Raw genomic sequence first — 24175 nt, forward strand, 5'->3', positions numbered from 1 at the left:
GGGTAGAGCCAGCCACCGACAAGCGTGCCGGTCCTCGCCTAGCCCGCCGGCCGGGTCCACGTCCGGCTGACCGGGTCGCATTGGAGCAGGTAGCCGTCGTTCGAGGTGGAGGTGGCGAACACCGAGGTGCCCGGGCGGTCGCACGAGCTGCCCGAGGCGTGCACACCCGTCGCGATGGGCGCCTTGGCCCAGGCGGTGCCCTCGCAGACGACCTGCTCGTTGTTGGTCGGGTCGTACGCGAGCTTGTCGACGTCGGTGCACGACCCGCCGAGGACGGGCGGAACCGGGTTGGCCGGCGCGGTCGAGGTGTCGAGGACCTGCGTGGGATCGGCCAGCGGCACGCTCGCCGGCGCATCACCGACGCGGGTCGCCACCACGGGTATCCGCACCACGGCCCCTTGCGCGCCACACTCGTTGCTCATCACGGTCTGGGTTTCCGTGCCGCGCAGCGTGCCGTCGGCCTGCGGCGCGAGCGACCACGCGACCGTCTCCTGCTGGGTGGCCCCGGCAAGTCCGTCCGGGGCGACGCAGCGCACCCGCTCCTGCTGCGGGGCGCCCTGCCAGTATCCGGCGACGAAGCGCAGGGTGTCGGTCCGGCCGCCGCCGGCGGTGCTCGCCACCTGGTGGTCGGCATCGTCCAGCAGGGTCCCGGTGGCGGCGCAGCCGTTGGTGGTGCACGCCGAGCGGAACGCCCACCAGTCGGTGTCGGCCGAATCCTGACGGATCGCGACGCCGTTGCCGGTCCGCTTGCTCTGGTCGTAGGTCAGTTGGTAGGTGCCGCTGAATGTCGGACCGCCGCGTCCCGTGGGGGCGGCGCTCGGGGCCGGCGGCGACGGACGCGAGGCGAGCGCGGGGCTGGCCGGCGCGGGTGCCGGCTGGAAGGAGTACAGGACCGACCAGGTCGCCGCCACGGCGACCAGCACCGCGCACACCAGCGCGGTCGCCCATCGCGTCCTCGACGAGTACCGGTGGCTCATCGCCGCGACGAGAGCCCGCGTGCCGCGCCCCCGGTGCGTGGCGACCCGAGCCGGGGCGGCGTTGCCCAACCGCTCGCTGACGGCGGCGGCGAAGTCGCGACACCGATCGAACCGGTCTTCGCGGCGCTTGGCGAGGGCCTTGGCGAACACGTCGTCGAGGTGTGCCAAATCCGGGCGGTACTCGCTCAGCCGGGGCGGATCCTCGTGCAGGTGCTGGCTGATCACCGCGACCGGGTTGGAGTGCTGGAACGGCGGCGCGCCGGTGAGCAGATGAAATGCCGTGCCGGCCAACGCGTATTGGTCTGCGCGGCCATCGATGTTGGCGCCGGTCAATTGCTCCGGCGCGGCGTAGGCGACCGTTCCCACCGCGACATTGGTCTCGGTGATCCCGCTGATGCTGCCGAGATGGCGCGCTACACCGAAGTCCGCCAACAGGATTCGGCGTTCACCGTTCTCGGGATGGGTCAGCAGGATGTTGGCGGGCTTGACATCCCGGTGCAGCAGGCCGCGATCGTGCGCGTAGTCGAGGGCACCCGCGACCGCGTCGAGGACGGCGCGCGCCACATCGATGGGCATCCCGTCCGAGTAATGCTCCCGCACCAGCCGCGACGCGTCGGTGCCCTCGACGTAGTCCATGGAAATCCAGAGGTGGCCGTCGAATTCGCCGCGGTCGTGCACGCCGACGATGTGCGGGTGCCACAGGGTTGCCGCCAGATCGGCCTCACGGTTGAACCGCTCCCGGAATTCGGGATCCGCGGTGACCGCCTCGGCGAGCACCTTGATCACATCGCGCCGGGGCAGCCTGGGATGCAAAGCCAGATAGACCTCGGCCATCCCCCCGGCGCCCAGCGGTCGCAGGACGCTGTAGCCGGCGAATTTCGTGCCGCCGGCCATCGCCAGGCGTGGGCCACTACCCTCGTTCGGCTCTGAGCTGACGGCCGGGGGGCGGCGAAATAGGTGCGCGCGCAATGCCTCTCGGGCCAGCCGCGGATTGCGCAGCAGGCGCCGCCCGGCGGCAATGCGCCGGGTGGTTACTTTGTGCTGGTCGTGCTCGTCCGTCAATGGTTGCCCCCTCAAGCGCGCTCTGCCGGGCGCTCCCCCCGGCACCCCATCGCATGATGCCGGACGCGGATAGGCGTTGGGCCACCGAAGGTTATGAAGGAGCTGTGAGCACGAAACAAAGTGAAATCACAGCCGACTCTCATGGAGCCCACTCGAGCGGCGGCCGATACTTGTGTGGTGAGTCGACCCGCCGCGCCCGCGCTGACCATTCGGCATGACGGGTCCCAACGTTCCTTCGCCGCGGGTCATGAGGTGGTCGTCGGGCGCGACCTGCACGCCGACTTACGCATCCCGGACCCACGGATATCGCGCGCGCACTTGATACTGCGTTTCGATCAAGGCCGCTGGCTGGCCATCGACAACGGCTCGTTGAACGGGACCTACGTCAACGGCTATCCGATGCCGGTGATCGACATCCACGACGGCCAGAGCATCAACGTCGGCAATCCGCAAGGGCCCCGGCTGACGTTCGCGATCGGCCCGCAGCGGGGGCCGACCAGCCGGCCATCCCCGACGAGGACGGTGGCGGATTCCGGGCCGCCCACGCTGGCGTGGTCGACCACCCAGGAGCGGACGAATCCAATCCCGCCACTGGCACGGCCGCCGCGACGGCCACCGGACAACGAGCGGACCGTGGCCAACGCCGGCAGATTGGCCACTCCGCACCCGCCACCGCCCGGCGAGTTCACCGTGATCGACGCCAAGACCGCGGACGTGTCGAACCTCGCCACGCGAATGGTGAAGTTCCTGACCCCGCGCACGCCGGCGGGCGGCACCGGCATCACGATCGGGCGCGCCGCCGACAGCGACGTCGTGGTGTCCGACGTCCTGGCCTCACGCCGGCACGCGACGCTGGTGCCGACGCACCTCGGCACCGAGATCCGCGACACCAGCGTCAACGGGACGTTCGTCAACGGCACCCGGGTGGGGTCGGCGATCCTGACCGAGGGCGATGTGGTCACCATCGGCAACGTCGACCTGGTGTTCCGCGACGGCGGCCTGATCGAAGGCAGCGCCGCCGCGGCCCGCACCGGCGGCCTCGAGGTGCGCGGCGTGAAGTACGTCGTCGACAACAAGCAGCTGCTCGACGACATCTCCCTGACCGCCCGGCCGGGGACGCTCACCGCCGTGATCGGCGGGTCGGGGGCGGGCAAGAGTACGCTGGCCCGCCTGATCGCCGGCTACGCCCGCCCCACCGCCGGGTCGGTCAGCTTCGAGGGTCACGACATCCACACCGAGTACGCGTCCCTGCGCAGCCGGATCGGCATGGTCCCGCAGGACGACGTCGTGCACCGCCAGCTGACGGTGAACCAGGCCCTGGGCTACGCCGCCGAGTTGCGCCTTCCGCCCGACACCGGCAAGGCCGACCGCGCCAGGGTCGTCGCGCAGGTCCTCGACGAACTCGAGCTGACCAAGCACGCCGACACCCGCGTCGACAAGCTCTCCGGTGGCCAGCGCAAGCGCGCCTCGGTCGCCCTGGAACTGCTCACCGGGCCGTCGCTGCTGATCCTGGACGAGCCGACGTCGGGTCTGGACCCGGCGCTGGACCACCAAGTCATGACGATGCTGCGCCAGCTCGCCGACGCCGGCCGGGTGGTGATCGTGGTGACGCACATGTTGTCCTACCTCGATATCTGCGACCAGCTGCTGTTGGTGGCGCCCGGCGGCAAGACGGCCTATTGCGGCCCGCCCGACCAGATCGGTGCGGCGATGGGCACCACGAACTGGGCCAAGATCTTCACCCACGTCGGCGCGGACCCCGAGGAGGCCAACCGCCGCTTTCTGGCCCGCGCCGAGGCCCAGCGGCGGCCGCAGCAGCTGCTTCCCGACAAGACCGACCAGCCGGGCGACCTGGGCGCACCGGTGCATACCAGTGTGCGGCGCCAGATCTCGACCGTCGCGCGCCGCCAGGTGCGCCTGGTCGTCGCCGACCGCGCCTACTTCGTGTTCCTGGCGCTGTTGCCGTTCATCCTGGGTGCGCTGTCGCTGACCGTGCCCGGCAACATCGGGTTTCACGTCGCGGGCCCGCATGCCGGCACGCCGGACGAAGCCGCGCAGATACTCAGCTTGCTGCTGCCCGCCGCGGCGTTCATGGGTACGGCGTTGACGATCCGCGACCTGGTCGGCGAGCGCGCTGTCTTTCAGCGCGAACAGGCGGTCGGACTCTCGACCACGGCCTACCTGCTCGCCAAGACCGGCGTGTTCTGCGGCTTCGCGATCCTGCAGTCGGCGATCACGACTGCGATCGTGGTGCTGGGCAAGGGCGCGCCGACGCGGGGCGCGGTGGTACTGGGGAACGCGACCGTCGAGCTGTTCGCGACCGTCGCCGCGACGTGTGTGGCCTCGGCGATGCTCGGGCTGGCCATTTCGTCGCTGGTCCGTTCCAGTGAGCAGATCATGCCGCTGTTCGTCGTGTCGGTGATGGCGCAGTTGGTGCTGTGCGGCGGGATGGTGCCGGTGACCGGCCGGCTGGGGCTCGATCAGCTGTCTTTTGCCACGCCGGCGCGCTGGGGCTATGCCGCGGCGGCGTCGACGGTCGACCTGCGCGACCTGGTGCCCGGTTCGCTGGTCCCCGAGGACGGGTTCTGGCAGCACACGCCGGAGATGTGGCTGCTCGACATGGGCATGCTGGCCGCGTTGTCGCTGTTCTATGCCGGGTTTGTGCGATGGAAGATTCGGCTGCGCCGCTGACTCATGCATCCGCCGAAACACGAGACATTCGATCTGGTCGCCCGCACCAACACCGACCCGAAGGGCATCGTGCGCACCGTCGACGAGTACGTCGTGCGGCCGTGGGGGCTCTACGTGGCCCGGCCCACGCCGGGCCGGGCCCAGTTCCATTACCTGGAGTCGTGGCTGCTGCCGTCGCTGGGCCTGCGCGCCACGGTGTTCCACTTCAATCCCGGCCACGAGCGCGACCATGACTACTACCTCGACGTCGGCGAATACACGCCCGGCCCGCGCGAGTGGCACTCCGAAGACCACTATCTCGACATCGAGGTTCGTACCGGGCGGGGAGCCGAGCTGGCCGATGTCGACGAGCTGTTCGACGCCGTCCGCCACGGCCTGCTGACTCCGGAGGTCGCCGAACGGGCGGTGCGCCGCGCCGTGGATGCCGTCGACGGCCTAGCCCGCAACGGCTATGACCTCGCCCGATGGCTGGCCGGCAGCGGCATGCAACTCACCTGGCGCACCGCGTAACAGTTTTCCGCACCCGCCGAGGGGTATGCCCCCGACATGCCCCTGAGCGAATACCGGCGCAAACGGCGCTTCGGCACCAGCCCCGAGCCGCGTGGCGAGCGGGGCACGAAGCGCCGCAAGGCCGACAAGCGGCCGTCATTCGTCATCCAGCACCACGCGGCGCGCAGCGATCACTATGACTTCCGCCTGGAGATCGGCGGCGTGCTCGTGTCATGGGCGATACCCAAGGGGCCGTCGACGAACCCGAAGGACAGGCGGATGGCGCGCCGCACCGAGGATCATCCGCTCGATTATGCGACGTTCGAGGGAGTCATCCCGAGCGGCGAATACGGCGCCGGTGAGGTCATCGTCTGGGACCGCGGCACCTATGCCAACGCAACCAACTACGAAATGGCCGAAGGCCTTGACCGCGGCCATCTTTCGTTCCGTCTGCAGGGCGAAAAGCTGCAAGGCGGCTATGCCCTCACGCGGATCCGGGAGGGCAAAGACGAGACCTGGCTGCTGATCAAGCGCCGGGACGAGGACGCCGACGCGCGCCGAAAGCCGGTCAAGAGCCAGCCGGAATCGGTGCTGTCCGGCCGCACGCTCGACGACCTGGACGACTCGTGACCCGGCTCGCCGGGATGCCCGGCCGGGTACGCGCGGCCCTGCACGACGAGCCGGTGCCGGACTGGCGGAGTCCCACGCTGGCCACCCTGACCGAGAAGCGCTTCTCCGACCCCCATTGGATCTTCGAGCGAAAATTCGACGGGATGCGCTGCCTGGCGTTTCGCGACGGCAATCGGGTGTGGCTGCTGTCGCGAAATCGCCAGCGGCTCAACGGAACCTACCCGGAACTGGTCGACGCGCTCGCAGCCCAGCACACCACCCGATTCGTCGTCGACGGCGAGGTGGTGGCGTTCGAGGGACGCCGCACCAGCTTCGCCCGGCTGCAGGGGCGGCTGGGCATCACCGACCCCGAAGTGGCCCGGGCATCCCGCGTCCGGATCTACTACTACCTGTTCGACCTGCTGCACCTCGACGGCATGTCCACCACCGAGGTGCCACTACTCTGGCGTAAACGACTGCTGCGCAACACGATCGACTTCACCGATCCGCTGCGGTATGCGCCGCATCGCGTCGGGGACGGCATCGCCGCCTACCGCGCCGCCTGCGCCCGCGGCGACGAGGGAGTGATCGCCAAGCGGGCCGACGCGACGTATGAAGGCCGCCGGTCACCGCATTGGCTGAAGTTCAAATGCGTTCGCGACCAAGAATTTGTGATCGGCGGCTACACCAGCCCGAAAGGCAGCCGCATCGAGTTAGGCGCGCTGTTGCTCGGCTACCACGACGGCCGCGACCTCGTCTACGCCGGCAAGGTCGGCACCGGCTTCGACGAGGCCACCCTGCACAGCCTGCATGAGCGCCTGTCGCCCATCGAGCAGGATGCGCCGCCGTTCACCCGGGGTCTGGTGCGCGAGAACAGCGCCCGCTGGGTCCGTCCCGAGCTGGTGGCGCAGATCGGGTTCACCGAGTGGACGCGTGACGGCAAGCTGCGCCACCCGCGCTATCAGGGTCTGCGCATCGACAAGGACCCCCGAGACGTCGTACGGGAGACACACTGATGGCACCTGAAGTCGAAATCACCCACCCGGATCGGGTGTTGTTTCCCGATCCGTCGTCGCGAAAAGGGATCACCAAGGCAGATCTCGTCGACTACTACGGCGAGGTGGCCGACACGATGCTGCCGCACCTGCGCGACCGGCCGCTGACCGTGCAACGGTTTCCGCGCGGCATCGGCGAACAAGGGTTCGTGCAGCAGGATTTCGCCGATTCGCTGCCGGACTGGATGAGCGGCGCCGAGGTCGCCAAAGAGGGCGGCACCCTTGTGCATCCGGTGGCCGACCGCCGAGAGGCGTTGCGCTGGCTGGCAAACCAGAACTGCATCACGTTGCACGTGTGGCAGTCGCGGCGAGACCGGCTGCACAACCCCGACCGACTGGTGTTCGACCTCGACCCCTCCGACACCGACTTCGCGGTGGTGCGCGCGGCGGCCCGCGCGACCGCCGGCGTGCTCGATGACCTCGGGCTGGCGTGCTACGTGCAGACCACCGGTTCCCGTGGGCTGCACGTGGTGGTCCCGGTGCGTCCCGACACCGACTTCGACACCGCCCGGCAGTTCGCCCGCGACGTCGCCGAGGTGGTCGCGGCCGATGACCCCCAGCACCGCACCGTGGAGGTGCGCAAGGGCAAGCGCGGCGGCCGGGTGTATCTCGACGTGATGCGAAACGCGTACGCGCAGACCGCGGTTGCACCGTATTCGGTCCGGGCCCGCCCCGGCGCACCGGTGGCCACCCCACTGGAGTGGGATGAATTGGACGCCCGCGGCCTACGGGCCGACCGATTCACCGTCCGCGATGTTCCCAAACGGTTGGCCGGGCAACGTGATCCGTGGGCCGACATGTCCCGCCATGCGCGCGCGCTGGGCGGCCCGGCGAAGCGACTGGCGAAACGTCGTGCCTGAACTGCCTGACGTGGAAGGGTTTCGGCGCGAGCTTGCCGGCGTGCTGCCCGGCCGCCGCATTCGGCACGTAGCGGTTCGCGATCCCGGCATACTGCGCAACACCACCGCCGCGGCGCTCGGGCGCCGCTGCGCCGGGCGCCGCTTCCGTGCGCCACGGCGGCACGGCAAGTGGCTGATCCTGCCCACCGACGGCCCGACGCTGCTGGTGCACAGCGGGATGACCGGACACCCGTACTACGCCGCCGACGATGCCGAGCCGAAGGGCTATGAGCGGCTGGTGCTGTCCCTGGACAAGGGCGAACTGCGCTACGCCGACCTGCGCAAGCTGCGCGGGGTGTGGCTGGCCGATTCCGACGACGACATCGCGCACGTGACGGGTCCGCAGGGCCCCGATGCGTTGGGCATGGACCTGCGCGCGTTTCGCGACGCGCTGTCCGGTCGGCACGGCCGGCTGAAGCCGACGCTGATGGACCAGTCGGTGATTGCGGGCCTCGGCAATCTGCTCGCCGACGAAATCTGCTGGCGGGCCCGGCTGCGACCGACGCTTCCGGTTGCCGACCTGGACGCCGACGACGTCAAGCGCCTGCACGCCGCCATGACGCAGGTGCTGCGCACGTCGGTGCGACACGGCCGCGTGCCAGGGCTGTCGCGGTGGCTCACCCGGGTGCGCGACGAGCCGGACCCGAGTTGCCCCCGTTGCGGCACGCGGCTCGCCCGCGCGCGCGTCGGGGGCCGGACATCGGTGTGGTGTCCCCGCTGCCAGCCCGGGTAATCTCGGCAGTTATGAGCCTTAGCAAGCGCAGGTGGATGACGATCGCCGCCCTGACACTGGTTGCGGCCGGCGCGCAGCTCAGCCCGGCGACTGCGCGGGCTGACCTGCACAACATCACCTACCGCGCCAGGATCGATGCGCTGACGACGGGCAGCCAGGCCACCTTCGTGATCAACGGCGGCCAGACCAACACCACCAGCCTTCCTTCGATGCCGGGCAACGTATTCGAAGCCAACACCGTATTACCCGATCCGGCGCAAGCCGGGCTCCGGATCGTCCTTCGTTTCCCGTACGCCGCGAACGTGCATTGCGAGATCGACGTCGACGACAACGTTTTCACGCAAGCCGACCAGATGGTCAGGCCCGCGCTCGGCAATGCCGATCCCAATAGCGGTGCGCTGCAATGCGGAGCGCCGTTGCCCGGTTAGTACGGCTAGGGTCGCCAGCCCGTTGAGTCGGCCCACTCCCACGCGCGGCGATACGCGTCGAGAAACCACGGCTCCTTGGCGGCAACGTACGTCCCGGTGTCGCCTTTCCCTTGCTTTTCGGCGTCGCGCTTGGCCGCCAGATAGTCGGCGCGGGCGTCGGGGTTAGCCGTCAGCCAATCCACGAATAGCAGCGCGAACTGCTGATTGGGCCAGCCATCCACCCGGATATGCACATTCGTCGGCCGGCCGGGATCGGCCGACGCGTGAAACCGCTTGCGCCACAATGCGGGATCGTCGCTGTGGGCGACGTCCTGCGTGATTCCCTCGACGCGCGGATATCCGACCGACAGCAGCGGCTCGGCGAGTTCGGCTGCCACCGCCAACGATTCGACCGTGATCTGGATGTCGATGACATCCTTCGCATCGAGGCCGGGCACGGCGGTCGATCCGATGTGGTCGACCCGCACCGCCTTGTGGCCGCAGGCGGTCTGCAGCCGGGCGACGATACGCCGCGACTGGTCGGGCCAGGCCGGGTCGGCCGGCACCAACCGGGCCGGCGCCCGGGCGATCTGGTGCTGCGCCACGTTATGGGCGAACGGCAGTATCCGGTTATGCCATACGTCGCGCGCCCGCTGCACCAAATCCGCCTGGCTGCCCGAATTGTCCAGCCACACATCGGCGACCGCCCGACGCTGTTCGTCGTCGGCCTGCGCGGCGATCCTGGCGCGGGCGTCATCTTCGGACATGCCGCGTTGCTCGACCAGCCGCCGCACCCGCAACTCGACATCGGCATGCACCACGACAACCAGCGGGAACAACGGCGCCATCCCGGATTCCACCAGCAGCGGGATGTCTTCGACGACGACGGCATCCTCAGCTACCGCGGCGATGATCTCCGCGCGCCGCTTGCCCACCAGCGGGTGGACGATCCCATTGAGCTTCTTGCGCGCGTCGTCGTCGGCGAAAGCCTTGGCGGCCAACGCCGGCCGATCCAACGATCCGTCGGCTAGCAGGATGTCGTCGCCGAACGCGTCGACAAGCGACGCAAGCCCCTCGGTTCCGGGCTGCACCACCTCACGCGCAATGACGTCGCCGTCGACGATGATCCCGCCGCACTCCGCGAACGTGGCGGACAGCGCGGATTTTCCGGCGCCGATGCCGCCGGTCAACCCGATGCGCAGCATCCGTGAACGCGATTATGCGTTGCCGGCGAGCTTTTCGCGCAGCGCGGCCAGCTGGGCGTCGCTGGCCAGCGACCCTCCGGCGGCCTTCTCGGGGGGAGCGCCGTTGCCTGGCGACTGGTCGCCACCGCTGGGCGCGGCGGCCTCGGCTGCGGCGAACTTCTCCATCTGCGTGGTGTGCATCTTGTGCCGGCGCTCCGCCTCGGCGTAGCGCGCCTCCCACTCGGTGCGCTGGGCGTCGAATCCTTCCAGCCACTCGTTGGTGTCCGGGTCGAAGCCCTCGGGGAAGATGTAGTTGCCCTGCTCGTCGTAGCTGTCGGCCATGCCGTACTTCGCGGGGTCGAATTCCTCGGTGTAATCCTCGTTAGCCTGCTTGAGCGACAACGAGATCCGGCGACGCTCCAGGTCGATGTCGATGACCTTGACCATTGCGTCGTCGCCGACGGCGACCACCTGGTCCGGCACCTCGACGTGTCGCTCGGCAAGCTCGGAGATGTGCACCAGGCCCTCGATGCCCTCCTCGACGCGGACGAACGCGCCGAACGGAACGAGTTTGGTGACCTTGCCCGGCACGATCTGGCCGATGGCGTGGGTGCGGGCGAAGTGCCGCCACGGGTCTTCCTGAGTCGCCTTGAGCGACAAAGAAACCCGCTCGCGATCCATGTCGACGTCGAGCACCTCGACGGTGACCTCGTCGCCGACCTGGACCACCTCGGACGGGTGATCGATGTGCTTCCAAGACAACTCGGAGACGTGCACCAGGCCGTCCACACCGCCAAGATCGACGAACGCGCCGAAGTTGACGATGGAGGACACCACGCCCTTGCGGATGGCGCCCTTTTGCAGCTGGTTGAGGAACTCGCTGCGCACCTCGGACTGGGTCTGCTCGAGCCATGCGCGCCGCGACAGCACCACGTTGTTGCGGTTCTTGTCCAGCTCGATGATCTTGGCCTCGATCTCCTTGCCGATGTACGGCTGTAGGTCACGCACCCGGCGCATCTCGACCAGCGAGGCGGGCAGGAAGCCGCGCAACCCGATATCGAGGATCAGGCCGCCCTTGACGACCTCGATGACGGTGCCCTTGACGGCCTCGTCCTTCTCCTTGAGCGCCTCGATGGTGCCCCAGGCGCGCTCGTACTGGGCGCGCTTCTTGGACAGAATCAGCCGGCCCTCTTTGTCCTCCTTGGTGAGAACCAGGGCCTCGACTTCGTCTCCCACGGAAACGACCTCGTTGGGGTCGACATCGTGCTTGATGGAGAGCTCGCGGGCGGGGATGACCCCTTCGGTCTTGTAGCCGATGTCGAGGAGCACCTCGTCCCGGTCAACTTTGACGATGGTGCCTTCGACGATGTCGCCATCGTTGAAGTACTTGATCGTTTTGTCTATTGCGGCAAGAAAGTCCTCGCTGGAACCGATGTCGTTGACGGCTACTTGGGGCGAGGTGACGGCGGGACTCGGCATGTTGTTGGGTTGCTCCGGACAGGTGGGGTCGTAGGGACAATTCGGGATTTACCTGTTGAGGCTACTCGACAGGGCACAAGCTGGACAAACTCGGGCTGTAATGCGGCGCTAATCCGGCTTCAGTGCGCCGCTGAGTCCCAGCTGCGACCGTAGCCCACCGAGACCTCCAGCGGGACGTCCAGCGGGTAGGCGCCGCCCATCTTTTCGCGTGCCAGCGCTTCGACCTGTTCGTGCTCGCCAGGGGCGATTTCGAACAGCAATTCGTCGTGGACCTGCAAAAGCATGCGCGACGAGAGCCCGGCGTCCTTGATCGCCTTGTCGACTTCGATCATCGCCACCTTGATGATGTCGGCCGCGCTGCCCTGGATCGGCGCGTTGAGCGCCGCCCGCTCGGCGGCCTCGCGTACCTGTCGATTGCTGCTGTCCAGCTCGGGAAGATAACGCCGACGGCCCAATACCGTTGAGGTGTAGCCGTCCTTGCGGGCCTGCTCCACGACGTCCATCAGGTAGTCGCGCACTCCGCCGAATCGGGCGAAGTATTGGTCCATCTGGACTTTCGCCTCCTCGGTGGAGATCTTCAGTTGGGCGGCCAAGCCATATGCGCTGAGCCCGTAGGCCAATCCGTACGACATCGCCTTCACCCGGCGGCGCAATTCGGCGGTGACTTCCTCGATCGGCACGCCAAAAGCGCGTGAAGCGACGAACGAGTGCAGGTCCTCGCCGGTGTTGAACGCCTCGATGAGGCCTGCATCGCGGGACAGGTGCGCCATGATTCGCATCTCGATCTGGCTGTAGTCGGCCGTCATCAGCTCGGCCATCGGGCCATCGGGCCCCTTGCCGACCACGAACGCATCCCGGATCTGGCGGCCGGCGTCGGTGCGGATCGGGATGTTCTGCAGGTTGGGCTCCGTCGACGACAACCTGCCGGTCGCCGCGATGGTCTGGTTGAACGTGGTGTGGATGCGCCCGTCGCCGGCCACCGAATTGAGCAACCCGTCGACGGTGACCTTCAGCCGGGTGACGTCGCGGTGGGCGAGCAGGTGTTGCAAGAACGGATGTTCGGTCTTGTCGAACAGCGATTGCAGGGCATCGGCATCGGTGGTGTAGCCGGTCTTGGTTCGTTTGGTCTTCGGCATGCCCAGCTCGTCGAACAGCACCACCTGCAACTGTTTCGGTGAGCCCAGATTGATCTGCTTGCCGATGACGGCGTACGCGGCCTCCGCGGCATCGCGGATCTGGTCGCCGAATTGGCTCTGCAGTTCGGTCAGCAGCCGCAAATCCACTGCGATGCCGGCGTTTTCCATGTGCGCCAGCACCTGCTGAACGGGCAGCTCCATCTCGGCCAGCAATGCCGTCGAGTCGATGCGCTCCAGCTCGGCGTTCAGCGCATCGGCCAGATCCACCACCGCGCGGGCCCGCAGGATCACCGTCTGGACGGCTTGCTCGTCGACGCCGCCCGCCTCGTCCAAGTCGTCGAGCAGCGAAAGTTGTTGCTGCTCGGGTGTTTCCGCGCGCAGTTCGCGACGCAGGTAGCGCAGCGACAGGTCGTCCAGGGTGAAGCTGCGTTGACCCGGCCGCACCACGTAGGCCGCCAGCGCGGTGTCGGACGTGACGCCGCTCAGCGTCCAGCCGCGGCCCCACAGGTCGTGCATGGCCAGCTTCGCCTCATGCAGCGCTTTGGGTTTCGCGGGATCGGCGAGCCACGCCCCCAGCGCGGCGTCGTCGTCGGGGGTCAAGGTCGCGGTGTCGACGTACGCGCCTTCCCCGTCGGCGGCGGCGATGGCCAGCGCGGTGGCGTCGCCCTCGTAGGGCAGGTGCGTACCGACGACCGCCAGCCCGCAGCGGCGCCCGTCGCTGGCGTGCTCGGCAAGCCACTGTCCTACGGTGCCGGCGTCCAGCGCGCCGCCGCGCACGTCGAAACCCTCGTCGACCTCGGGCTCGACGGCGGCCAGCGTGTCGAACAGGCGGTCACGCAACACCCGGAATTCCAGGTCGTCGAAGAGCCGGTGGATCTGGTCGCGGTCCCACGGCTGCAGCCGCAGCGTGTCCGGGGTCTGCGCCAGCGGCACGTCTTTCACCAGGTCGGTGAGCTCCCGGTTGCGCACCACGCTGGCCAGATGCGCGCGCAACGCGTCGCCCACCTTGCCGCGCACCGACTCGACGTTGTCGACCAACCCCTGCAGCGAGCCGTATTCGACGATCCATTTCGAGGCGGTCTTCTCCCCCACGCCGGGGATGCCGGGCAGGTTGTCGCTGGGGTCGCCGCGCAGGGCGGCGAAGTCGGGATATTGCGCCGGGGTCAGCCCGTACTTCTCGACGACGGCATCGGGGGTGAAGCGGGTGAGCTCGCTGACGCCCTTGCGCGGGTACAGCACCGTCACGTCGTCGCTGACCAACTGCAGGGAGTCGCGGTCACCGGTGACCACCAGCACGCGGTATCCCTCGTTTTCGGCCTGGGTGGCCAGTGTGGCGATGAGGTCGTCGGCTTCGAATCCCGGTTCCGCGAGCACCGTGATGCCAAGTGCGCCCAGCACTTCCTTGGTGATGTCGATCTGTCCGTGGAACTCGTCGGGCGTCGAGGATCGGTTGGCCTTGTATTCGGGGTAGCGCTCGGAACGGAAGGTCTGCCGTGACACGTCGAACGCGGCGGCGATGTGCGTCGGGGCCTCGTCGCGGAGCAGGTTGATCAGCATCGCGGTGAATCCGTATACCGCGTTGGTGGTCAGCCCGCCGCGGGTCTTGAAGTTCTCGGCGGGCAGCGCGTAGAACGCGCGGAAAGCCAGTGAATTGCCGTCCAGCAGCATCAGCGTCGGCTTGGTCTGTTCCTCGCTGGCGGTGCTCACGGCTCACACTCTAGGCACCACTCGTGACATCAAGTGAGCCGCCGCTCGGCGCCCACGTCGTACTCGGAAACCGACGCGCACACGATCAAGCCTTGCTGTTCATCACTGGGTCCGCTGCCGCGGAACGCATCGACGGCGGACCGCGACTCCCAGCGTTCGAAGATGGCGATGCGACTCGGATCGAGCAGGTCGGCGCTGATCGCGAAGTCGAGGCAGCCCGGCGTTCGGCGGGCTTGACGCACGACGGCCGCGCATCCGGCCAGATATTCGGCTCGCCGCTGCGGCTCGACGACAAGGTATCCCGCGACGATCACCATGGGGCTCTCCTTCGCTCGGCTCACACCGGTATGACCGCCGGGGCCCGCCGAAGTCATCGGCGCAGCCCCGCGGCAGAACTGCAACACGTTTCAGTTTTGTGTTTGGGCTGGGTAGTCTGACCGAGTGCCAGAGGTCACCAGTACACAAGCCGCGATCGACGGCTGGTTCGCCGCCGACGACGCCGGAAATCCCCATCTGATCGGCAGCAAGTGCCCCGCGTGCGGCACATATGTTTTCCCGCCCAGGGAGAACAACTGCCCGAACCCAGGGTGCGCCAGCGACACCCTGGAGTCCGTCGCGTTGTCGACCCACGGGACGCTGTGGAGCTACACCGAAAATCGGTATCCCCCGCCCGCGCCCTACCCCGCGGCGGACCCGTTCGAACCGTTCGCCATCGCCGCGGTCGAGCTGGCCAACGAGGGAATCATCGTGCTCGGCAAGGTCGTCGAGGGCACGCTGGCGGCGGACCTGAAGGTCGGCATGCAGATGGAACTGACCACCATGCCGCTGTTCACCGATGATGACGGCGTCGAGCGCCTCGTGCACGCCTGGAAGGTGGCCTCATGAGCACTCCCGAACCGCTGTACATTCTCGGCGCCGGAATGCACCCCTGGGGCAAATGGGGCCGTGATTTCACCGAATACGGTGTGATCGCAGCGCGGGCCGCGCTGGCGGAGGCTGGGCTGGATTGGCAACAGATCCAGCTGGTTGCCGGCGCCGACACTATCCGCAACGGCTACCCGGGCTTTATCGCGGGGTCGACGTTCGCACAGAAGCTCGGCTGGAACGGCGTGCCGGTCAGCTCGAGCTACGCCGCCTGCGCCAGCGGTTCGCAGGCGCTGCAGAGCGCCCGCGCCCACATCCTGGCCGGATTCTGCGACGTCGCGCTGGTCATCGGCGCCGACACCACTCCCAAAGGCGCGTTCGCTCCAGTCGGCGGTGAACGCAAGAACGACCCCGACTGGCAGCGGTTCCACCTGATCGGCGCGATGAACCCGGTGTACTTCGCGCTGCTGGCGCGCCGGCGGATGGACTTGTACGGGGCGACGTCGGAGGACTTCGCTCAAGTGAAGGTCAAGAACTCTCAGCACGGCCTGCAGAACCCGAATGCACGCTACCGCAAGGAGTCCTCGGTCGAGGACGTGCTGGCCAGCCCGGTGGTCTCCGACCCGCTTCGGCAGCTCGACATCTGCGCCACCTCCGACGGTGCCGCGGCGCTCATTGTCGCCAGCGCCAGGTTCGCCCGCGAACATCTCGGCTCGCTGGACGGGGTGCCCTCGGTGCGCGCGATCAGCACCGTCACCCCGCGCTACCCGCAGCACCTGCCCGAATTACCGGACATCGCAACGGATTCCACCGCTGTTGTGGCCGCACCGGAGCGGGTGTTCAAGGATCAGATCCTTGACGCGGCCTACGCCGAGGCGGGCATCGGGCCCGAGGACCTGAGCCTGGCCGAGGTCTATGACCTATCCACCGCGCTGGAGCTCGACTGGTACGAGCACCTGGGGCTGTGCGCCAAGGGCGAGGCCGAGGCGCTGCTGCGCAGCGGTACGACCACCATCGGCGGCAAGATCCCGGTCAACCCGTCGGGCGGACTGGCCTGTTTCGGCGAGGCCATCCCCGCCCAGGCGATCGCTCAGGTCTGCGAGTTGACGTGGCAGCTGCGTGGCCAGGCCACCGGCCGGCAGGTGGAGGACGCCACGGTGGGCGTCACCGCCAACCAGGGACTGTTCGGACACGGTTCGTCGGTGATCGTCGCGCGATAGCGGCCCCTGCCCGTCTCCTCCCACTGAGTGTGCAAGCTGGGCGACCAGGGCGCACACTCGACGCCGTCAGCGCACGCTCGATAGCGAACGGCTACTTGGACTCTTCGGCGGGGGCGTCCCCGAGGGTTTCCAGGACGACTTCGGCGACCCGTTTCATGGTGGTCCGCCGGTCCATGGCGGCACGCTGAATCCACTTGAAGGCCTCCGGCTCGGTCATGCCCTGCTTTGTCTGCAGCAGGCCCTTGGCGCGTTCGACCAGCTTGCGGGTCTCCAGCCGGTCGGACAGTGTCGCCACTTCCTTTTCTAACTCGGCGATCTCGCCGAACCGGCTGACCGCCAATTCGATGGCCGGAATTAGGTCGCTGATGGTGAATGGCTTCACCAGGTACGCCATCGCGCCGGCATCGCGGGCCCGCTCGACCAGATCGCGCTGGCTGAACGCGGTCAGCACCACGATCGGCGCGATGCGCTTGCTGGCGATTTCCGACGCCGCGTCGATCCCGTCGCGGCGCGGCATCTTGACGTCCATGATCACCAGATCGGGCTTATGCTGCTCGGCCAGTTCGACGGCCTCCTGGCCGTCGCCGGCCTCGCCGACGATTTCGTAGCCCTCCTCTCGCAGCATCTCGGCCAGGTCCATGCGGATGAGCGCTTCGTCTTCCGCGATCAGGACCCGGCGCGGCACGGCGGCGTCGGTGTCGGTCGTGGGGCCTGTCATGACGCACATTGTGTCGTGAACCCGCGAGGCCGACGACCTCGGGGCGGGTCAGACCGGTGCCCACGCCGAATCCTCTATGGTGGGAGGCTGCCTCTAAGGTAGGAGGCCGAACTCAAGCAGAATCAAGCCCTCGTATCCCAACTGGCAGAGGAAACGGACTCAAAACCCGTCCAGTGTGGGTTCGAATCCCACCGAGGGCACCCCAAACTGGCGCCGTGCCCTCAAAGACCTGAGTCTCGTGACGCGCCAGTGATCCGACCAACTGCATCGTTCTGCCGGGTTTTACGAACCTGCGGTAAGGCAAGGCCGGCAATTGGTCAGCAAATTGTTTTAAAAGTGGCTCCGTAGGCGAATTCAAGATTGGACATTTGAGCCCTGATAACCGCGCGGAACGACCGCGCAAAACGACTAGCTCGAATGGGCGACGCAGACCTGTTCTTCTGCATGCACGACATTTACTGCCATCGGATCATTCTGGATGGAATCGGTTGCTACGCGTAGGAATGACGTGGCCCCATTACACCCGGCGCAGCTGCTCGCCAGCAGGGCGGTGAGGGTGAGGATCAACACGACAATGATTCTCTTGAAGCCAGCCATACCGCACCCCTTTGCCCTGCCGAACACGTGTGCAATAGCTCAATCAAACGCGTGTGGAATAACCCGGGTCAATACGTTCTAAACCCTTTTTTTCAAAATCTTTTTTGCCACCCACGCGGGGCAGACGGCCGACAATTACTCGGCTCGGCGGCTGGGCAGCGATCACGCGCGGCTGAACGCAACTCCCGGCGGCTTCCCGGTGCCGCGGCGTCACCTGTTAGCGTGCGGTACGCATGATAGGGAGGCTCGGTTGAATTCGGTTATTAAGAGGTTGCTATTCGGCCTGCTCGACCCGGTCGTCTTCGGCTTGATCTTGTTTGGGACGGCCGGCACTCTCAACTACTGGCAAGCATGGGTATTCCTCGCGGCGTCGTCCCTGTCGACGTGGATCCCCGGCATCTACTTGTTGCGCACCAATCCCGAAGCACTCGAAAGGCGAACGCGGGGCGGGCCAACCGCGGAGACCCGGCCCGTGCAGAAGGTCATCATCGTCGGCTGGTATCTGTCGCTCGCGGCGGCGATTGTGCTCAGCGCCGTCGACCATCGCTTCGGCTGGTCGACGGTGCCCACCGCCATCTGCTTGGTCGGCGATGTTCTCGTAGTCGTCGGGCTGAGTGTGGTGATGCTGGTGGTCATCCAGAACAGCTACGCGGCCACGACCGTCCAAGTGGAGGCGGACCAGAAGCTGGCGTCCACCGGGCTGTACGGGCTGGTGCGCCACCCCATGTACACCGGCAACGTGATCATGATGGCCGGCATCCCCCTTGCGCTCGGCTCCTACTGGGGCCTCGCCTTCGTGATACCCGGCGTCATCGTGCTCGGTCTGCGCATCCGCGACGAAGAAGCCCTTCTCCGAAAGGAATTGGAGGGATACCGCTCGTACACACAGAAGGTTCGCTATCGCCTGGTCCCACTGATGTGGTGACAGCCGCCCGCCTTACAAGTTGCCGGCCGGCTCGCCACTTGAACTTCTCGTTGCCGGGTTCGCCTGCTGGCTGAGAAGTCGAACCGACGGCGCTTCGAACAGGGTGGACACCGCGAGGTCGATACCCAGGGCCGCGTTGATCGCGGCGATCGCGCGCATCGCCGACAGCGAATCCCCGCCCAGGTCGAAAAATGAGTCGTCGACTCCGACGCGGTCTATCCCGAGCACGTGCGCGTAGATGTCGGCCAGCATCTCCTCGACCACAGTCGTCGGAGCGCCCTCGCCGGCCTCATGACGCTCTTGCGCCGACACCGTGGCGGGCCGCGTCGCCACCATCCGGTTGGCCCAGGCGCGCTCACCGTCATCGAGTGACGACAGCGGGCGCTCCGGCTCTGCGGTCATGGCGGCCAACACTCGCGTAAACCGGTCCATCAACGCTTCGACACCAGCGATGGCGAAAACGTCGGTGCGATATTGAACGCGCAGCTGCAATTCCGGGCCCGGCCCAGCCTGGATCGTGAGCGGGTAGTGGTAATAGTCGCGGTTGGGCAGCTCACCGATGGCCAGCTCGTCGGCGCCCACCGATGCCGCGGTGTCGGTCGGATAGTTCTCGTAGACGAAAACGGTGTCGAACAGCTGATCGTGACCGGCGATGCGATGGATCTCGCTAAGTGAAAGATGTTGGTGCTCAATGGTTTTAGCGTTGCCGCTGTGCAGCTCGTCGATCAGGTCGACGGCGGTGGTCGCCGGCGTGATGTGCGCCCGCACCGGCACCGTGTTGATCAACAATCCCACCATCGACTCCACGCCGGCCAGCTCAGCCGGCCGACCCGAGACCACGGCACCGAAGACGACATCGCGCTGACCGGTCAGCCACATGAGTAGCTGCGCCCACGCACCCTGTAGCACGGTGTTGACCGTCGTGTGGCGCGACCGGGCCAGCTCGCTGACGGCGCGGGTGGTGGGCTCGGGCACGCGGAACGACGCGACGGTCCGCGGCCCCAAGCCCAGTCGATCGGGCGGTCCCACCAGCGTGGGTGCGTCAACCCCGGCCAACACCTCGCGCCAGGACGCGCGGGCGGCGTCAAGGTCACGATCGGCCAGCCAGGCTAGGAAGCTGCGATACGGCACCGGCGCTGGCAGCCGCTGCCCCTGGTAGCCGGCGAAGATTTCCGCCAGCAGGATCGGCGTCGACCAGCCGTCGAGTGCGATGTGGTGATTGGTCAACACGATGCGGTGCCGCTGTGGCGCGATGCGGATCAACGCGACCCGGAAAGGCGGCTCGTCGATCAGATCGCGCACGGCCGCGCGCTCGGCCGCGCAGAACCGGTCGATCCGCTCCTCGATATCGCCGCCGTCGAATTCGACGTACCGCCAGGGCACCTCGGGATTGGCCGGGATGATCTGCACCGGCTCGTCGAAACGCTCCAGGTATCGCGCCGCCAGGTTGGGGTGGCGGCCGACGACGGCGTGCGCCGCGGCGCGCAGCCGGTGCTGATCGAGCTCGCCGGTCACGGTGATTCCGAACTGCACCGCATACGCATCATCGCCGGAGCCCCGCGCCGCTCTGGCGTGAAAGAGCAACCCCTGCTGCAGGGGCGTCAACGGCAGGACGTCGGCGATCGGGTAATCCCGCTGCAGCTCGTCGATCTGCTGTTGGGTCATCCGGGCAGGCGCGATATCCGACGGCGTCAACCCGCCCCCACCAGCGCGCACGTGTGCGCAGATGCCGGCCAGCGCGTCGAACCACAACCGGGCCAGCCGGCCGACCTTGGTGTGATCCAACGCCGAGGGCGCCCAGGTCCAGTTGGCGTGCAGCTGCGGGCCGCTGTCGGTGTCGACGGTGCCGGCGTTCAGCTCGACGGTATGCGGCAACGGCATCGAAATCGCCCCTGCCGCACCGGTTGCCGACAAACCTTCCTGGCTGACCAGCCACACATCCCCGGACGCGTAGGCCGGCGGGGCGCCGAGGCGCCCGAGATAGTTGAACCCGATCGCCGGGTCGGACCCGGCCAAGTCGACATCGGCGTTCAGGTAGCGCAGCAGACCATACGTCAATCCGTCCGGATGGGCGCGGAGCTGCTCTTTGGCGTCTTTGATCACCGCCCCCAGCGCGGCCTCGCCGCCCAGGACCTGCGCCCAGGACAGCCCGCCGACTGTGAGCGCCACCGGGAATTTGGTGGTGAACCACCCCACCGTGCGGGTCAGGTCAACCTCGGCGGCCAGTTCCTCGTGGCGCCCGTGCCCCTCCACCGCGATGCCGATCGGCGCGCTGCCGGTGCCCATCATCTGCGCCCACGCCAAAGCGAACGCGATCAGCAAAATGTCTTGCACCCCAGCGTGAAACGCCGCCGGGACCTCACCGAGCAGCATCCGTGTCGTCTCGGCATCCAGCTCCAACGACAGGTGCCCGGCGCTCGCATAGGTGTCCGTCTCGGGTTGCACCGGCGGCAATATCGCTGGGGTCGTCGCCACAGGGCGCCACATCGTGGCCTGGTTCACGACTTGCGGGGCCCGCGCGTGCTCGGCCAGCAGCGAGGCCCACCGCGCGAACGATGTCCCGCCCGCCGGCAACACCACCGGTTGCCCACCGCGATGCTGCGCCCAGGCAATGTTGAGGTCCTCCAACAGGATTCGCCAGGACACTCCGTCGACGGCTAGATGGTGAATGATCAATGCCAACTGGCCCGTACCGGCGACCCACAGCGCGCTGAGCATCGTCCCGGTGGCTGGGTTCAACCTAGCGCGCGCCGCCACTAGTGCCTCGTCGGACAACGCGTCGACGGATTGCAGGCAGGCGCCGGCGTCCAGCGATCCCGCCTCGGGCACGGTCAGCGACCAGTCGTCGTCGACCCGCAGCCGCAACATGGCATGGCGGTCCAGCAATGCCTGCAGCAGCACCACCACGTCGGCCCCGGTCACCCCTGCGGGCGCCTGCACGACCATCGTCTGGTTGAACTGCTCCACCGGGCCCTCGACGCCTTGCAGCCAGCGCATGATCGGGGTCGGCACCACCGCCCCGACGCCGGCATCGATCACGTCACCCGCGCCGGTGGCCACTTCGACCACAGCCGCCAGCCGGGCCACGGTCTGCTCGACGAAAATGTCGCGCGGCCGGCACCGAATTCCGGCAATGCGGGCCCGCGCCACCACCTGGATGGCCAAGATGCTGTCGCCACCCAGGTCGAAGAATGCGTCGTCGATGCCGACCCGTTCCACGCCGAGGGCTTGGGCATAGATGCCGGCCAGGATCTCCTCGACCGGGTTGCCCGGGGGACGGTACCGCTCACCATCGGAGTACTCGGGCGCGGGCAGGGCGCGGGTGTCGAGTTTCCCGTTCGGCGTCAGCGGCATCGCCTCGACCGCCACCACCGCCGCGGGCACCATATAGGCCGGCAACCGTTCGGCCAGTTCGGTGCGCAACTGAGCGGGATCGGCGATGCCGGTGACGTAGCCGACGAGGCGATTGTCACCGGGGCGGTCTTCGCGGGCGATGACGACTGCCTGCTGGACGCCATCGAGTTCGGTTAGGGCCGTTTGGATTTCGCCGAGTTCGATGCGATACCCACGAACCTTGACCTGCTCATCGGCGCGGCCCACGTATAGCAGTTGGCCATCGGCGCCCCAGCGCACCAAATCCCCGGTGCGGTACATGCGCGCCCCGGGAGCCCCGTACGGGCAGGCCACAAACCGCGACGCAGTCAACCCCGAGCGGCCGACATACCCATACGCCAGCCCCGCCCCGGCCACAAACAACTCGCCGACCACACCAGCCGGCACCGGCCGCAGCCACCCATCGAGCACAAAAAAGCCGAGGTCGGCCAACGGCAGCCCAATAGGACTGGCGTAGCTGTCGAGGTCGGTGTCGACGATCTCGCGCACCGAGGCATGCACCGTCGTCTCGGTGATGCCGTACATGTTGATCAGGCGCGGCGATCCCGGGTGATGATGCAGCCACGACCCAAGACGCGGGGGGTCGAGCGCTTCGCCGCCGAACACCACCGCCTCGAGCTCGAGCCGATCCCCTCGCCCGGGCGCCAGCGCATCGACGGTCTGCAGCGCATAAAACGCCGACGGCGTCTGGCTCAGCACGGTGACCCGCTCGGCCACCAGCAGGGCGTGCAGGTCTTCCGGCGATCGGGTCACAGCCTCGGGCACCACCACCAGCCGCCCGCCGTGCAACAGCGCACCCCAGATCTCCCACACCGAGAAGTCGAACGCATGGGAGTGGCACTGCGTCCACACCCCGGGGCCCGAGAGCTCCAAGTCGGCGTCCAGTGCCTCCAGCAGCCGGCTCACATTGCGATGGGCGACGGCCACGCCTTTGGGCACCCCGGTGGTGCCCGAGGTGTAAATCAGGTACGCGACGTCGTCGGGGGTCGGAGCGGGTGGTGCGGTGCTGGGCTGGGTCGTGACGCGGGTGTCGTCGATATCGACGATGAGCACTTCATGGCCGTTCAGCCGCCCGGCCAACTCGGTGGTGGTGATCGCGGCGATGGGTGCGGCGTCGGTCAGCATGAACGCGATTCGCGCGTCGGGATGCGACGGGTCGATCGGCAGATAGGCCGCCCCGGCCTTGAGCACCGCCAGCATCGCGACGACGGCCTCGGCGGAGCGCGGCAGCAGCAGCGCCACACACTCACCGGGGCCGGCACCCGCACCGATCAGCAAGTGCGCCAACCGGTTTGCCGCCTCATCGAGTTGTCGATAGGTCAGGGTGCGGCCCGCGAAGGTCAGCGCGACCGATTCGGGTGCGCGCACGACTTGCGCGCCGAACAATGTTGGGATCGATGCCGGCGCGGATGCGGGCTGGGTCAGCGTCTTTCGGTTACCGATCTCGTCGAGGCGGGCGCGCTCGGCAGCATCGAGCACATCCACCGACGACAACCGACGGGTGGGTTCGGCGGTCATTGCCTCCAGCACCCGCTGCAAGCGTCCGATCAGGGTCTGGATCGTGGGGGTGTCGAACACGTCGGTGCGAAATTCCACCGACCCCGCGATCCCGGCGGGCTCACCGTCATCGGTCCAGCGTTCGGCCAACGACAACGACAGATCGGTGCGGGCGGTGTGGGTATCTACCGGCAACTGGGTGACCTGTAAATCGCCCAATGCCAATCCGGTGGCCTCGCCGAGGTGTCCGGGCAGGTTCTGCCAGGCCAGCATCACCTGCACCAGCGGATGATGAGCGAGGCTTCGGGTGGGGTTGAGCCGATCGACAAGCACCTCGAACGGCACGTCCTGGTGTTCATAGGCGGCCAGGCTGCGGCGCCGCACCTGGGCCATGACCTCTGCGGCGGTGGGATCTCCGGCCAGATCCACGCGCAACACCAACGTGTTGACGAAGAATCCGATCAGCCCGTCGAGCGCCGGGTCACGCCGTCCCGCGATCGGGAAGCCCACCGCCACATCGTTACTGGCGCTGA

18 protein-coding genes and 1 tRNA gene are annotated in these 24175 nt (G+C 67.6%); 11 read left to right on the plus strand and 8 right to left on the minus strand.

The features are described 5' to 3' along the window. Positions 1-38: 38 nt before the first annotated feature. Positions 39-2039 carry a serine/threonine-protein kinase gene (locus A5747_RS16420; protein ID WP_076126074.1) on the minus strand — a complete coding sequence of 667 codons (2001 nt, stop codon included), beginning with the start codon at positions 2037-2039 and terminating at the stop codon, positions 39-41. Positions 2040-2180: 141 nt separating this feature from the next. On the opposite strand from A5747_RS16420, the gene A5747_RS16425 reads away from it, so the two are divergent. From A5747_RS16425 to A5747_RS16455, 7 genes are all read left to right on the plus strand, one after another. Further along, positions 2181-4730, plus strand: a complete 2550-nt coding sequence (locus A5747_RS16425) for an ATP-binding cassette domain-containing protein (protein ID WP_083700506.1) — start codon at positions 2181-2183, stop codon at positions 4728-4730. A gap of 69 nt (positions 4731-4799) precedes the next feature. Beyond that, the gene (locus tag A5747_RS16430; RefSeq protein WP_139333167.1) at positions 4800-5240 is read left to right on the plus strand and encodes a DUF402 domain-containing protein; all 441 of its coding nucleotides are present in this window, start codon (positions 4800-4802) and stop codon (positions 5238-5240) included. Between the two features lie 36 nt (positions 5241-5276). Further along, on the plus strand, positions 5277-5849 hold the full coding sequence (locus A5747_RS16435) for a DNA polymerase ligase N-terminal domain-containing protein (RefSeq protein ID WP_076126076.1): 573 nt from the start codon (positions 5277-5279) through the stop codon (positions 5847-5849). A gap of 14 nt (positions 5850-5863) precedes the next feature. Further along, a complete protein-coding gene (ligD, locus tag A5747_RS16440) occupies positions 5864-6844 on the plus strand; it encodes a non-homologous end-joining DNA ligase (protein WP_369805119.1) in 981 nt (326 codons plus the stop codon). Then, positions 6844-7743 carry a non-homologous end-joining DNA ligase gene (gene ligD, locus A5747_RS16445; RefSeq protein WP_076126080.1) on the plus strand — a complete coding sequence of 300 codons (900 nt, stop codon included), beginning with the start codon at positions 6844-6846 and terminating at the stop codon, positions 7741-7743. The genes ligD (A5747_RS16440) and ligD (A5747_RS16445) overlap by 1 nt, the downstream gene beginning before the upstream one ends. Further along, entirely contained in the window at positions 7736-8515 is a 780-nt protein-coding gene (locus A5747_RS16450; RefSeq protein WP_076126121.1) for an Fpg/Nei family DNA glycosylase, read from the plus strand. The genes ligD (A5747_RS16445) and A5747_RS16450 overlap by 8 nt, the downstream gene beginning before the upstream one ends. 11 nt (positions 8516-8526) lie before the next feature. Beyond that, a complete protein-coding gene (locus A5747_RS16455; protein ID WP_076126082.1) occupies positions 8527-8943 on the plus strand; it encodes a hypothetical protein in 417 nt (138 codons plus the stop codon). Positions 8944-8948: 5 nt separating this feature from the next. Here the strand turns inward: A5747_RS16455 and coaE are convergent, their stop codons facing one another. From coaE to A5747_RS16475, 4 genes are all read right to left on the minus strand, one after another. Further along, positions 8949-10127, minus strand: a complete 1179-nt coding sequence (gene coaE / locus A5747_RS16460) for a dephospho-CoA kinase (RefSeq protein WP_076126084.1) — start codon at positions 10125-10127, stop codon at positions 8949-8951. 12 nt (positions 10128-10139) lie between these two features. Continuing rightward, entirely contained in the window at positions 10140-11585 is a 1446-nt protein-coding gene (rpsA, locus tag A5747_RS16465; protein WP_076064799.1) for a 30S ribosomal protein S1, read from the minus strand. A gap of 119 nt (positions 11586-11704) precedes the next feature. Continuing rightward, the gene (gene polA, locus A5747_RS16470) at positions 11705-14389 is read right to left on the minus strand and encodes a DNA polymerase I (RefSeq protein WP_142245621.1); all 2685 of its coding nucleotides are present in this window, start codon (positions 14387-14389) and stop codon (positions 11705-11707) included. 68 nt (positions 14390-14457) lie between these two features. Next, positions 14458-14745 carry a putative quinol monooxygenase gene (locus tag A5747_RS16475; RefSeq protein ID WP_076126090.1) on the minus strand — a complete coding sequence of 96 codons (288 nt, stop codon included), beginning with the start codon at positions 14743-14745 and terminating at the stop codon, positions 14458-14460. 124 nt (positions 14746-14869) lie between these two features. Between A5747_RS16475 and A5747_RS16480 the strand changes: the two genes are divergently transcribed. Beyond that, positions 14870-15313: a Zn-ribbon domain-containing OB-fold protein gene (locus A5747_RS16480; RefSeq protein WP_076126092.1), complete on the plus strand. Its 444-nt coding sequence runs from the start codon at positions 14870-14872 to the stop codon at positions 15311-15313. Further along, positions 15310-16512 (plus strand): lipid-transfer protein, encoded by a 1203-nt coding sequence (locus A5747_RS16485; RefSeq protein ID WP_076126094.1) that lies wholly within the window; start codon positions 15310-15312, stop codon positions 16510-16512. Before A5747_RS16480 ends, A5747_RS16485 begins: the two co-directional genes overlap by 4 nt. A gap of 91 nt (positions 16513-16603) precedes the next feature. On the opposite strand, the gene A5747_RS16490 is transcribed toward A5747_RS16485, so the two are convergent. Beyond that, positions 16604-17230, minus strand: coding sequence for an ANTAR domain-containing response regulator (locus A5747_RS16490; RefSeq protein WP_139333166.1), 627 nt, complete (start codon positions 17228-17230; stop codon positions 16604-16606). Between the two features lie 126 nt (positions 17231-17356). Between A5747_RS16490 and A5747_RS16495 the strand changes: the two genes are divergently transcribed. Beyond that, positions 17357-17430: transfer RNA gene (locus A5747_RS16495), tRNA-Leu, on the plus strand. 208 nt (positions 17431-17638) lie between these two features. Here the strand turns inward: A5747_RS16495 and A5747_RS16500 are convergent. Beyond that, positions 17639-17827: a hypothetical protein gene (locus A5747_RS16500; protein ID WP_076126124.1), complete on the minus strand. Its 189-nt coding sequence runs from the start codon at positions 17825-17827 to the stop codon at positions 17639-17641. A gap of 250 nt (positions 17828-18077) precedes the next feature. Here A5747_RS16500 and A5747_RS16505 point away from each other — a divergent pair, with 250 nt between their 5' ends. Beyond that, positions 18078-18752, plus strand: a complete 675-nt coding sequence (locus A5747_RS16505; RefSeq protein ID WP_076126098.1) for an isoprenylcysteine carboxylmethyltransferase family protein — start codon at positions 18078-18080, stop codon at positions 18750-18752. A gap of 12 nt (positions 18753-18764) precedes the next feature. On the opposite strand, the gene A5747_RS16510 is transcribed toward A5747_RS16505, so the two are convergent. Continuing rightward, positions 18765-24175: non-ribosomal peptide synthetase (locus A5747_RS16510; RefSeq protein ID WP_142245620.1), on the minus strand; the 5411-nt coding region annotated here is incomplete at its 5' end.

The sequence above is a fragment of the Mycobacterium sp. IS-836 genome (genome assembly GCF_001954275.1).
Taxonomy (GTDB): Bacteria; Actinomycetota; Actinomycetes; order Mycobacteriales; family Mycobacteriaceae; genus Mycobacterium.